Here is an 11,821-nt window from a genome sequence, read left to right as displayed (position 1 = left end):
TCCTCACCTCACCCGGAGGTTCTCCTCATCGTCAACGCCTACGTGTCACCAACGTCCAGGCCGAGTACAACTAGCGCTCCGTCACCGAGCAGGTATGCCGTGCCGCGCGTCGCGCGCGCACGCATCCCGTCGCGGGTGGCAGGCTCTCGGTCCATGACGCAGCCACCCAGCACCGAGGACGTCGTCTGGGCCCCGGTCCGCCTCCAGGTCGAGGCCCTCATCGACGAGCACCGCTCCGCCCTGCGCGAGGCGCTCGAGGGCCTGACCGAGGAGGAGGCGCGCCGCTCGCTCGTGCCCTCGGCCACGACCCTGCTCGGCCTCGTCAAGCACGCGACGTTCGTCGAGAAGGTGTGGTTCGACGAGGCGGTCACCGGTCGCTCCCGCGCCGAGATCGGCATCCCGGCGACGCCCGACGAGTCGTTCGTCCTCGATGAGGACGACACCATCGCGTCGATCACGCTCGCGCACGAGCAGGCTTGTGCGGCCTCGCGATCGGCGACGGAGGGCATGGGTCCCGACGACGTCGTGACGGGCAACCGTCGCGGACCGCTGCCCCTGCGGTGGGTGCACCTGCACGTGCTGCGCGAGCTCGCCCAGCACTGCGGGCACGCCGAGATCCTCCGCGAGCAGGTGCTCGCCGCGCGCGAGCCGGCTCAGCGGTAGGCGTTGCCCGGGGGCCGGGCGTCGCGGCGCTGCCAGCAGCCGGTGTGCCAGTGCCGGCGGTCACCGAGCCCGCCGACGCCCTCCGCCGGCCACACGACGACGTGCGGCAGGCCCGGCGGCACGTCCTGGGAGCACCCCGGGCACAGGTAGGCCCGGGTGGCCGACGCCCCGCTCACCGAGCGCACGGTCCAGCGGGTGCCGGCATACGTCTCCTCGCGGGTGCTGCCGCCCTGGATGCGCGTCACGTCGAGCGGCACGTGCTCGCGCGCGTGCTTGCTGGGCTTGCGGCGCGAGGGCATGCACCAAGGGTAGGCGTCAGGCGTAGGTGCGGAACCCGCGGCCCGTCTTGCGCCCGAGGTAGCCGGCGGTGACGAGGTGCTCGAGGAGCGGCGCGGGGGCGTAGCCGCGCTCACGGAACTCGAGGTAGAGCTCGCGCTCGATGGCGAGGGAGACGTCGAGGCCGACGACGTCGAGCAGCTCGAACGGGCCCATCGGCAGGCCGCAGCCGGTCTTCATCGCGGTGTCGATGTCGTCGGCCGTCGAGTAGTTGGCCTCGAGCATCTTGACGGCGTCGTTGAGGTAGGGGAAGAGCAGCGCGTTGACGATGAAGCCGGAGCGGTCGCCGCACGTCACGGCGTGCTTGCCGACCGTCGCGCACAGCTGCTGCACGGTGGCGACGACGTCGTCGGCCGTGGAGACCGTGTGCACGACCTCGACGAGGCGCATGACCTGGGCGGGGTTGAAGAAGTGCATGCCGATGACGTCCTGCGGCCGCTTCGTCGCGGCCGCGCACTCGACGACGGGCAGCGAGCTCGTCGTCGTGGCGAGGACGGCGCCCGGTCGGCAGATCTCGTCGAGGTTCTCGAAGAGGGCGCGCTTGACGGCGAGGTCCTCGACGACGGCCTCGACGACGAGGTCGACGTCGGCGAGGTCCTCGAGCCGGGTCGTGCCCCGGACGCGCCCGAGCGCGGCGTCGCGGTCGGCCTCCTCGATCTTGCCGCGCTGCACGCCCTTCTCGAGGCTCGTCGCCAGCGCGCTGTTCACGGCCGCCACCTTGGCGTCGCCGCGCGCGACGAAGACGACGTCGAGCCCCGCCCTGGCGAAGACCTCGACCATGCCGGTCGCCATGGTGCCGGAGCCGACGACCCCGACGGTGCGCACCGGGCGCACGGCGACGTGGGCGCCGTCCTGCGCGCGCGGGGTCAGCGCGTCGTCGACGACCTGCGAGCTGCCCGGAGCGGCATACGTGTAGAAGCCGCGACCGCTCTTGCGGCCCTTGAGGCCGGCGCTCACCATCTGCTTGATGATCGGGCTCGGCGCGTGCAGGCGGTCGCGACCCTGCTTGTACATCGTGTCGAGGATCTCGTAGGCCGTGTCGAGACCGATGAGGTCCATCAGGGCGAGCGGGCCCATCGGGTAGCCGCAGCCGAGCTTCATGGCGGCGTCGATGTCCTCGCGCGTGGCGTACTTGCTCTCGTACATCGCGACGGCGTGGTTGAGGTAGCCGAAGAGCAGGGCGTTGGCGATGAAGCCGGCCTTGTCACCGACGACGACCGGCTTCTTGCCGAGCCGCTCGGCGAGGGCCTTGACGTCCTCGAAGGTCTCGTCGCTCGTGATGACGGTCTTGATGACCTCGACGAACTGGAGCACGGGCGCCGGGTTGAAGAAGTGCATGCCGACGACGCGCTTGGGGTTGATCGTCGCGACAGCGATCTCGGTCACGGGCAGCGAGCTCGTGTTCGTCGCGAGGATCGCGTCGTCGCCGACGATGGCGTCGAGCCGCCCGAAGATCTCCTTCTTGAGGTCGAGGTGCTCGGGCACGGCCTCGATGACGAGCTGGCACTCCTTGAGGTCGGCCATGTCGCTCGTGAACTGCACGCGGGCGTGGAGCGCCGCCTGGTCCTCCGGCGCCAGCTTGCCGCGGGAGACCGCGCGGTCGGTCGAGTGCGCGAGCACGCCGCGGCCCTTCTCGACCGCCTCGTCGGTGACCTCCACCGCGACGACGTCGATGCCGTTGCGGGCGAAGACCTCCACGATGCCGGCACCCATGGTGCCGAGTCCGATGACGCCGACCTTGGTGAACTCACGAGCCATGGGGGTGAGTCTCGCAGAGCGCGCGCACCACCCACACCCGCCCGGGGCGTGACGCTGCCCACGCGACCTCCCTTAGGGTGGTGCGGTGCGTCTCGTCATTGCCCGCTGCAGCGTCGACTACGACGGTCGACTCACCGCTCACCTCCCCCTCGCGACCCGGCTGCTCGTCGTCAAGGCCGACGGCTCCGTGCTCGTGCACAGCGACGGCGGCTCCTACAAGCCGCTCAACTGGATGTCGCCGCCGTGCACCATGGCCGAGGTCGAGCCCGACGAGACCCAGTCCGGCGACGGCGTCGTCGCCGTGTGGCGCGTGCAGCACGCCAAGAGCGAGGACCGGCTCACCGTGCTCATCCACGAGGTGCTGCACGACTCCGCGCACGAGCTCGGCGTCGACCCGGGCCTCGTCAAGGACGGCGTCGAGGCGCACCTGCAGCGGCTGCTCGCCGAGCACATCCACACCCTCGGCCACGGCTGGTCGCTCGTGCGGCGCGAGTACATGACGGCCATCGGCCCGGTCGACATCCTCGCCAAGGACGCCGGCGGCACGAGCGTGGCCGTCGAGATCAAGCGCCGGGGCGAGATCGACGGCGTCGAGCAGCTGACCCGCTACCTCGAGCTGATGAACCGCGACCCGCACCTCGCGCCGGTCACCGGCGTCTTCGCCGCGCAGCAGATCAAGCCGCAGGCGCGCACGCTCGCCGAGGACCGCGGCATCCGCTGCGTCGTGCTCGACTACGACGCCCTCAAGGGCATCGACGACGCGGAGTCACGCCTCTTCTGAGCCGCGCCGGGTCGACCACTCGGCCGACGGGCCGGCGTCGAGCGGCTCGACGCGCGCGCCCTCCGAGTCGACGAGCAGCAGCACCGGCTCGGCCGCGTCGCCGGCACGGACGACGACGACGCTCTCGCCGCGGTGGCGGTCGGCGACGGCCGCGAGGTCGGCCGAGCCGTCGCCGAGGTCGCCGTGGGCGAGGTGCGAGGGCACGCCGAGGTCGTCGGCCAGGGCCTCGACCGGCCCGGTGTCGGGCACGTCGTCGGCCGCGTAGACGGCCTGGACGCGCTCGAGGTGCACCTCGGCCGCGAGCCAGGGCACGTCGGCGAGCGCCGGCGGGTTGACGACGACGACCCGAGCGGGGCACTGGAGGTCGCTCATGGCACCGACGCTACGCCCCTTCAGGCGGGTGCGAGGGTGAGTGGCGGGAGACCTCGCGCGGCCCGCACCACGCCGACCATCTCGGCCATGATCTCGTTGAGCCCGAAGTCCTTCGGGGTGAAGACCATCGCCACCCCGGCCGCGCGGAGGGCCGCGGCGTCGGGCTCGGGGATGATGCCGCCGACGATGACGGGCACGTCGCCGGCGCCCGCCTCCCGCAGCCCGCGGATCACCTCGGGCACGAGCTCCATGTGCGAGCCACTGAGGATGGAGAGCCCGACGAGGTGCACGTCCTCGGCCACGGCGGCCGCGACGATCTGCTCCGGGGTCAGCCGGATGCCCTGGTAGACGACCTCGAACCCGGCGTCGCGGGCGCGCACCGCCACCTGCTCCGCGCCGTTGCTGTGCCCGTCGAGGCCGGGCTTGCCGACGAGCACCCGGAGCTTCTCGCCGAGCTCCTCACCGGTGCGGGCGACGAGGCCACGCACCCGGGCGAGCGCGCCACCCGGCTCGCTCGCGCCGACGCCCACCGAGCCGGAGACGCCGGTGGGGGCCCGGTACTCGCCGAACTGCTCGCGCAGGACGGCGGCCCACTCCCCCGTCGTCAGCCCGGCCCGGGCCGCCTCGATCGAGGCGGCCATGAGGTTGGTCCCCTCGCGCGCGTCCGACGACAGGCGCTCGCGCGCCGCCTCGGCCCGGGCCCTGCGCCCGGGGTCGGCGTCGCGCGCCTCCCGCCAGGCCCGCACGGCCGCCGCAGCCTGGCGCTCGACGTCGGCGTCGACGGTCTGGATCGCGGCATCGAGGTCGGCCGTCAGCGGGTTCGGCTCGGTCGTCTCGAAGCGGTTGAGGCCGACGACGACCGACTCCCCCGCCTCGATGCGCCGGCGCCGCTCGGAGTGCGAGGCCACGAGGGCCGACTTCATGTAGCCGGACTCGACGGCCGCGACCGCGCCGCCGAGCTGCTCGACGCGGGCCATCTCGGCCCGGGCCCCGGCGACGAGCTCGGCCACCTTGGCCTCGACGACGACCGAGCCGGTGAAGAGGTCGTCGTACTCGAGCAGGTCGGACTCGTAGGCGAGCACCTGCTGCATGCGCAGGCTCCACTGCTGGTCCCACGGCCGGGGCAGGCCGAGCGCCTCGTTCCAGGCGGGCAGCTGGATCGCGCGGGCCCGGGCGTCGCGGGACAGGGTGACGGCGAGCATCTCGAGGACGATGCGCTGGACGTTGTTCTCCGGCTGGGCCTCGGTGAGGCCGAGGCTGTTGACCTGCACCCCGTAGCGGAAGCGGCGGGCCTTGGCGTCGGTCACGCCGTAGCGCTCGCGGGTCAGCTCGTCCCACAGCTCGACGAAGGCGCGCATCTTGCACATCTCCTCGACGAAGCGCACCCCGGCGTTGACGAAGAAGGAGATCCGAGCGACGACCGCGTCGAACTCCTCCGGTGGCACCTGCCCCGAGTCACGCACGGCGTCGAGCACCGCCACCGCCGTCGAGAGGGCGTAGGCGATCTCCTGCACCGGCGTCGCGCCGGCCTCCTGCAGGTGGTAGCTGCAGATGTTGATGGGGTTCCACCGCGGCATCTCGCGCACCGTGTAGGCGACCATGTCGGTGATGAGCCGGAGCGAGGGCCCGGGCGGGAAGACGTAGGTCCCGCGCGAGAGGTACTCCTTGATGATGTCGTTCTGGGTGGTGCCCGCGAGGTCGTGCACCCACGCGGCCGGGTCGTCGCCCGCGGCCTTCGCCTGCTGCTCGGCGACGACCTGGTAGAGCGCGAGCAGCCACATCGCCGTCGCGTTGATCGTCATCGACGTGTTCATCTCGCGCAGCGGGATGCCGTCGAAGAGGGCGGCCATGTCGCGGACGTGGCTGACCGGCACACCGACCTTGCCGACCTCGCCGCGCGCGAGGGCGTGGTCGGGGTCGTAGCCGGTCTGGGTGGGCAGGTCGAAGGCGACCGACAGGCCCGTCTGGCCCTTCTCGAGGTTGCGGCGGTAGAGCGCGTTGCTCGCAGCGGCACTCGAGTGGCCGGCATACGTCCGCATCACCCACGGACGGTCGGGAGTCACCCGGGCAGCAGGCGGCGGTGCGCTCTCCGTCGAAGACATGGCTCGACGGTAGCGGCGCCCCGAGACGCTGGGGAGGCGCTCAGGCGGTGAGAGGCGCCACAGTGACGGCGGCGTGGCGGGGCGCGAGGATGCGGTCCAGACGGCAGCCCCGCAGCAGTCGGGTCGTGCGGTCGCTCGCGTCGACGAGGACGAGCCGGCGCTCGGCGCGGGTGGCCCGCCGGTGCAGGTGGACGATCACCCCGAGCCCCGTGGCGTCGCCGATCTCGGCCGCCCCGAGGTGCAGCCTCAGCTCGCCCGGGCCGAGGTCGATGACCTCGTGGATCGCGTCGCGGATGTCGGGAACGGTGTGGACGTCGAGCCGCCCCTCGATGATGACGTCGTGGCCGTCAGGTGCGTCGAGCACCTGAACCGGACCCCTTCGCTGGGTGTGCAGCGTCATCCAGGACCCCTCTCAACGCTGTGCCGTCATCATGATGACGCCTCAGCCGACGAATACGTTGCCTCTCGGAGTCAAGAAAGGGTCAAGAAATACGTTCGTCACGAAAACCGACCGTTTGCCCCCACGGGCCCACGCGGCGGGGCGGGGTGCGGACGGGGCGCGAATCAGGCGCAACCGGGCCTCGGTCGGGCCTCGGGCGGCCCACGGGCGGGGCGCGAAGGCCGGCGCGGGTGGTCCTGTCAGACCTCGTCGAAGGGCGCGTCGTCGGGCTCACGGGTGACGTCGGCGCCGAGGGCCCGCATGGCCTCCTCGAAGCGCGGGTAGCCGCGGTCGATGTGGTGCACGCCGCTGACGAGCGTGTCGCCCTCGGCCACGAGCCCGGCGATGACGAGCGCCGCGCCGGAGCGGATGTCGCTGCTCTCGACCGGGGCCCCGGAGAGCAGCGGCACCCCGTGCGTCATGACGTGGTGGCCGTCGATCTGCGCGTCCGCGCCGAGGCGCGCGAGCTCCTGGACGGTGCGGAAGCGCGCCTCGAAGAGGTTCTCGGTCACCATCGCGGAGCCCTCCGCGACGGCGTTGTAGGTCAGGGCGAAGGGCTGCAGGTCGGTCGGGAACCCCGGGTAGGGCAGCGTCGCGACGTCGAAGGCCCGCGGCCGCCGGTCGGTGGCCGAGACGCGGAACCCGCGCGCCGTGACCTCGATCTGGCAGCCCGCGTCCTCGAGGGCCGCGAGCGGCGCGCGCAGGTGCTCGGCCACGCCGCCGACGACCTCGATGTCGCCCCGGGTCGCGGCGGCCGCGAAGGCCCAGGTGCCGGCCGCGATGCGGTCGGAGACGACGGCGTGCTCGGTCGGGGACAGCGCGTCGACGCCGTGCACGGTGATCCGCGACGTGCCCGCCCCCTCGATGCGGGCCCCCATCGAGACGAGCATGTCGGCGATGTCGACGATCTCCGGCTCCTTGGCGACGTTGTCGATCGTCGTCGTGCCACGCGCGAGCACGGATGCCGTCAGCACGTTCTCGGTGGCCCCGACGCTCGGGAAGTCGAGCCGGATGTCGGCGCCGCGCAGCCCGGAGGGCGCCGTGGCGACGAGGTAGCCGTGGGTGACGTGCACCTGGGCGCCGAGCGCCTCGAGACCGGCCGCGTGCAGGTCGAGGCCGCGCGAGCCGATGGCGTCGCCGCCGGGGACCGCGACGTCGGCCTCGCCGACCCGCGCCACGAGCGGCCCGAGCACCGAGATCGAGGCCCGCAGGGCCCGCACGAGCTCGTAGTCGGCGCGGTGGCCGATGCGCTCGGGCACGTCGAGCACGACGGTGCCGAGCCGGGCGTCGTAGACGACGTCGACCCCGAGGCGGCGCAGCAGCTCGGCCATGATCGTCACGTCGGCGATGGCCGGCACGTTCGTCAGGGTCGTGCGGCCCACCGCGAGCAGGGCGACCGCCATGAGCTTGAGCGCGCTGTTCTTGGCGCCCACGACGGCGGCCTCGCCCCGCAGGTGCGCGCCGCCGACGACCCGGAATCGCTCTCTCACCCCAGGCACCCTATCGGGGGCCGCGCCGGCGCCGTGACCGCGCCGACGGTCTGGGACCGGGCGGGTGAGAGAGTGGCCCCATGGTCAACCTGACGCGGATCTACACCCGCACCGGAGACGACGGCACGACGAGCCTCGGGGACTTCTCCCGGGTCGGCAAGAACGACGCGCGGCTGCACGCGTACGCCGACTCCAACGAGGCCAACGCGGCGATCGGCATCGCCGTCGCCTGCGGCGACCTGCCGGAGGAGGTGCGGGCCACGCTCCTGCGCGTGCAGAACGAGCTCTTCGACGTCGGTGCCGACCTCTCCACCCCGCTCCGCGAGAGCTACGACTACCCGCCGCTGCGCGTCGAGCAGCCGTGGATCGACGACCTCGAGCGCGACTGCGACCTCTACCTCGAGCAGGTCGAGAAGCTGCGCTCCTTCATCCTTCCCGGCGGCACCCCGGGCTCGGCGCACCTGCACCTCGCGACGACGATCGTGCGCCGCGCCGAGCGCTCCGCCTGGGCGGCGGTCGAGCACCACGGCACCGAGCCGGCCCCGGACGGCGACACCCGTGGGGCGGGCGGCGTCAACGTGCTCACCGCGAAGTACCTCAACCGGCTCTCGGACCTGCTCTTCATCCTCGCGCGGATCGCGAACACACCGATCGGCGGCGACGTGCTGTGGCAGCCGGGCGGCGGCCGGGTCGAGAAGCCCGAGCGAGCCAGGAAGCACTGACGCAGCCCCCGGCATACGCGAGCGCCCGCGCCCGCCCCGAAAGCGCGCCGTGGCGCACTTGCAGCCGCCAACCAGCCCGGGATCCGGCCGTAGCTGCGCCGTGGCGCACTTGCAGCCGCCAACCAGCCCGGGATCCGGCCGTACCTGCGCCGTGGCGCACTTGCAGCCACCAACCAGCCCGGGATCCGGCCGGAGATGCGCCGTGGCGCACTTGCAGCCACCAACCAGCCCGGGATCCGGCCGTAGATGCGCCATGGCGCACTTGCAGCCGCCAACCAGCCCGGGATCCGGCCGTAGCTGCGCCATGGCGCACTTGCAGCGGTCTTCCGGCCCACGCCCAGCTCGCAAGTGCGCCGTGGCGCGGTTGCAGCCGTGTGCGGGTCTCGCTCGATCCGGGGACGAACTGCGCCCCGGCGCGGTGGCGGCTGGGGTCAGGCGACGTTGACGTTGTAGCCGGGCGGGGCGGCTTCCTGCCACGAGCGCAGCGCGGTGTAGGCGGGCCCCTGCAGGGCGAGCTCGAAGCGGGTCTCGCCGTCGCTGCACGGCACGCGACTGGCGTCGGGCAGCAGCGGGATCGAGTCACTGCCCTCGAGCCGCTCCGGAGCCTCGAGGAGCAGCCGCTGGCGCAGCCAGCGGTGCCGCGGGCGCACGGAGACGCCCCCGAGCGTGTACCACTCGAGGGCGTTGTCGCCGAACCGGATGAGCCCGAGGCGCCAGCGGTCGGTGCCGGCCGCGCGCAGACCGCAGAGGGTCAACGGCAGGCCCTTGGCGATATAGCGCCGGCGCAGGTAGGTCGTGGCGAGCACGACCACCGCGACGACGATCAGCGTGCCGATCACGATCTCGGTGGAGACGAGGACCGGCGGCACGCGGTGGCCTCAGTTGCTCTGCAGCGAGGACGCGTCGACGTGCTCGGCGACGATCGTCACCACGTCGGAGTCGACGGAGAGGAAACCGCCGTCGACGGTCACGGTGCGACGCTCACCCTCGAGCGACTCGATGGCCACCTCGCCCTCGACGAGGACACCGAGCAACGGGGTGTGGCCGGGCAGGATGCCCAGCTCGCCCGAGATGGACCGGGCGCGTACGAACTTGGCCTCGCCCTCCCAGACCTTCCGGTCGGCGGCAACCATCTCAACCTTGAGCGAACTCACGTTTCCTCCGGATCGTGGGGGTGTGCTCGCCAGTTTAGTGCCTCTGCGAGGATGCTCCGTACGCGAGGGGCCCGACCCCCGCTCCCCCATCCTTCGCCTCCTCCCGACACCCACCAGGAGCCTGCCCATGAGCACCGCCGTGTCCGACGCCCTCCTCGCGCCCGCCCGTCGTCCCGTCGCGGTGACGACGCTGACCGACGTCATCGACGCCGAGGTCGCGGCCAAGTCGGGCTTCGGCGGCGCCGCCGTCAAGGCCGGCTACGCCGCGGTGCGCAAGCTGGGCGGCAACCTCGTGGCCAGCGCGACCGACCGGCTGCTGCCCCAGTTCGCCGCGGCCCTCGACCCGTTCTGGGCCGGCAAGGGCGCGCAGCCGTTCGGCGCGCACCTGCTCGCGCATCAGGACGCCGCCGCCGACGCGCTGCTCGCGGTGACGGACGCCAAGGCCGCGAGCACCCGGCACGCCTCGGCGGCCAAGGTCTACGGCTCGCTGCGCGGCAAGGCGAAGTCGCACGTCGTCGCCGCGCTCCCCCGCCTCGGCGCCGCGGTCGAGTCGCTCGTCCCCTGACCGGGTCCCCTGACCGGGTGCCCTGACCGGGTCCGTGGCCCCGGACGGGCCGTCACGGCCTCACTCGGCGTCGGGGCGCCCGTCGGCCACCGGCGGCAGCTCAGGACTGAACTGCGGCCCGAGGTCGCTGATCGCCTGGCGGGCGAAGACCTGCTGCTCGGTGACGACGCGCTCCGCACGACCGCGGCCGAGGAAGCTGACCGTCCAGTGCAGCAGCGTCGTGATGCGGTGCTTGAAGCCGATGATGTAGACGAGGTGGACGGCCAGCCAGAGCACCCAGGCGAAGAAGCCGCTGAACTGGGCCTTGCCCACCGACGCGACCGCCGAGAAGCGCGAGATCGTCGCCATGCTGCCCTTGTCGAAGTACTCGAACGGGCCCTTGCGCTCGCGGCCGGTCAGCGTCCGCTCGATCTGCTCGGCGGCGTACCGACCGCCCTGGATCGCGACCTGCGCGACACCCGGCAGCCCCTTGAGGGCCATCATGTCGCCGACGACGAAGACCTCCGGGTGGCCCGGCAGCGTGAGGTCGTCGTCGACCTCGATGCGCCCGGCCCGGTCGAGGCCGGCCCCGGACTGCTCGGCGAGCTGCCGCCCGAGCGGCGACGCGGACACGCCCGCGGCCCACACCTTGCACACCGACTCGATGCGCTCCCGGCGGCCGTCACCGTGCTCGACCTCGATGCCGGTCGAGTCGACGTCGACGACCTTGGCGCCGAGGCGCACCTCCACGCCCATCTCGGTGAGCCGCTTCACGGCGCGGTCGCCCAGCTTCTCGCCGAACGAGCCGAGCACCGCGGGCGCGGCGTCGAGCAGGATGACCCGCGCCGTGGTGGGGTCGATGCGCCGGAAGTCACGCTTGAGGGTGCGACGGGCCAGCTCGGAGATCTGGCCCGCCATCTCGACACCCGTCGGCCCGGCGCCCACGACGACGAAGGTCATGAGCCGCTCGGCCTCGGCCGGGGTGGACGCGAGCTCGGCGAGCTCGAACGAGCCGAAGATGCGCCCGCGCAGCTCGAGCGCGTCGTCGATCGACTTCATCCCCGGCGCGTGCCGGGCGAACTCGTCGTTGCCGAAGTAGGACTGGCCGGCCCCCGCCGCCACGATGAGCGAGTCGTAGGGCGTCACGGTCTGGTGGCCGAGCGTGCTGTGGGTGACCGTGCGCGCCTCGAGGTCGATGTCCGACACGTCGCCGAGCAGCACCCGGGCGTTGCGTTGGCGCTTCAGCACCTCGCGCGTCGAGGGAGCGATCTCGCCCTCGGACAGGATGCCCGTCGCGACCTGGTAGAGCAGCGGCTGGAAGAGGTGGTGGGTCGTGCGCGCGATGAGGGTGACGTCGACGTCGGCGTGCTTCAGCTCCTGCGTGCTGAACAGTCCGCCGAACCCCGATCCGATCACGACGACCTGGTGTCGGCGGGACTCTTGGGTGGGCGTGCTCACGG

At 72.6% G+C, this 11,821-nt stretch carries 13 protein-coding genes; 4 read left to right on the top strand and 9 right to left on the bottom strand.

What is annotated here, in order from left to right; translation table 11 throughout:
• Nucleotides 1–153: 153 nt before the first annotated feature.
• Nucleotides 154–663, top strand: coding sequence for a DinB family protein (locus ABD979_RS11510; protein ID WP_345507602.1), 510 nt, complete (start codon nucleotides 154–156; stop codon nucleotides 661–663).
• Here ABD979_RS11510 and ABD979_RS11505 read toward each other — a convergent pair.
• Together ABD979_RS11505 and ABD979_RS11500 are read right to left on the bottom strand one after the other, a co-directional pair.
• Nucleotides 654–962 (bottom strand): hypothetical protein, encoded by a 309-nt coding sequence (locus tag ABD979_RS11505; protein ID WP_345507601.1) that lies wholly within the window; start codon nucleotides 960–962, stop codon nucleotides 654–656. The two genes, ABD979_RS11510 and ABD979_RS11505, sit on opposite strands and share 10 nt — an antisense overlap.
• 16 nt (nucleotides 963–978) lie before the next feature.
• Entirely contained in the window at nucleotides 979–2,757 is a 1,779-nt protein-coding gene (locus ABD979_RS11500; protein WP_345507600.1) for a 3-hydroxyacyl-CoA dehydrogenase family protein, read from the bottom strand.
• Between the two features lie 85 nt (nucleotides 2,758–2,842).
• Between ABD979_RS11500 and nucS the strand changes: the two genes are divergently transcribed.
• Entirely contained in the window at nucleotides 2,843–3,538 is a 696-nt protein-coding gene (gene nucS / locus ABD979_RS11495) for an endonuclease NucS (protein WP_345507599.1), read from the top strand.
• On the opposite strand, the gene ABD979_RS11490 is transcribed toward nucS, so the two are convergent.
• The 4 genes from ABD979_RS11490 to murA all read right to left on the bottom strand — a co-directional run bounded on the left by ABD979_RS11490 (nucleotide 3,524) and on the right by murA (nucleotide 7,941).
• A complete protein-coding gene (locus ABD979_RS11490; RefSeq protein ID WP_345507598.1) occupies nucleotides 3,524–3,910 on the bottom strand; it encodes a hypothetical protein in 387 nt (128 codons plus the stop codon). The genes nucS and ABD979_RS11490 overlap by 15 nt on opposite strands.
• Nucleotides 3,911–3,930: 20 nt before the next feature.
• Nucleotides 3,931–5,949 carry a protein meaA gene (locus ABD979_RS11485; RefSeq protein ID WP_345507616.1) on the bottom strand — a complete coding sequence of 673 codons (2,019 nt, stop codon included), beginning with the start codon at nucleotides 5,947–5,949 and terminating at the stop codon, nucleotides 3,931–3,933.
• 103 nt (nucleotides 5,950–6,052) lie between these two features.
• Nucleotides 6,053–6,412 carry an STAS domain-containing protein gene (locus tag ABD979_RS11480; RefSeq protein WP_345507597.1) on the bottom strand — a complete coding sequence of 120 codons (360 nt, stop codon included), beginning with the start codon at nucleotides 6,410–6,412 and terminating at the stop codon, nucleotides 6,053–6,055.
• 239 nt (nucleotides 6,413–6,651) lie between these two features.
• The gene (gene murA / locus ABD979_RS11475) at nucleotides 6,652–7,941 is read right to left on the bottom strand and encodes a UDP-N-acetylglucosamine 1-carboxyvinyltransferase (protein ID WP_345507596.1); all 1,290 of its coding nucleotides are present in this window, start codon (nucleotides 7,939–7,941) and stop codon (nucleotides 6,652–6,654) included.
• An 80-nt stretch (nucleotides 7,942–8,021) separates the two neighbouring features.
• Between murA and ABD979_RS11470 the strand changes: the two genes are divergently transcribed.
• A complete protein-coding gene (locus tag ABD979_RS11470) occupies nucleotides 8,022–8,663 on the top strand; it encodes a cob(I)yrinic acid a,c-diamide adenosyltransferase (protein WP_345507595.1) in 642 nt (213 codons plus the stop codon).
• 431 nt (nucleotides 8,664–9,094) lie between these two features.
• Here the strand turns inward: ABD979_RS11470 and ABD979_RS11465 are convergent, their stop codons facing one another.
• Together ABD979_RS11465 and ABD979_RS11460 are read right to left on the bottom strand one after the other, a co-directional pair.
• Nucleotides 9,095–9,532, bottom strand: a complete 438-nt coding sequence (locus ABD979_RS11465; RefSeq protein WP_345507594.1) for a DUF2550 domain-containing protein — start codon at nucleotides 9,530–9,532, stop codon at nucleotides 9,095–9,097.
• Between the two features lie 9 nt (nucleotides 9,533–9,541).
• A complete protein-coding gene (locus tag ABD979_RS11460; RefSeq protein WP_345507593.1) occupies nucleotides 9,542–9,817 on the bottom strand; it encodes a F0F1 ATP synthase subunit epsilon in 276 nt (91 codons plus the stop codon).
• 127 nt (nucleotides 9,818–9,944) lie between these two features.
• Here ABD979_RS11460 and ABD979_RS11455 point away from each other — a divergent pair, with 127 nt between their 5' ends.
• On the top strand, nucleotides 9,945–10,382 hold the full coding sequence (locus ABD979_RS11455; protein ID WP_345507592.1) for a DUF6918 family protein: 438 nt from the start codon (nucleotides 9,945–9,947) through the stop codon (nucleotides 10,380–10,382).
• 60 nt (nucleotides 10,383–10,442) lie between these two features.
• Here the strand turns inward: ABD979_RS11455 and ABD979_RS11450 are convergent, their stop codons facing one another.
• On the bottom strand, nucleotides 10,443–11,819 hold the full coding sequence (locus ABD979_RS11450) for an NAD(P)/FAD-dependent oxidoreductase (protein ID WP_345507591.1): 1,377 nt from the start codon (nucleotides 11,817–11,819) through the stop codon (nucleotides 10,443–10,445).
• Nucleotides 11,820–11,821 lie beyond the last annotated feature (2 nt).

It is taken from the genome of Terrabacter aeriphilus, from assembly GCF_039542985.1.
GTDB classification, from domain to species: Bacteria; Actinomycetota; Actinomycetes; order Actinomycetales; family Dermatophilaceae; genus Terrabacter; species Terrabacter aeriphilus.
The sequence above is the reverse complement of the archived record's forward strand: the minus strand, read 5'-3'. Positions and strand labels throughout refer to the sequence as shown.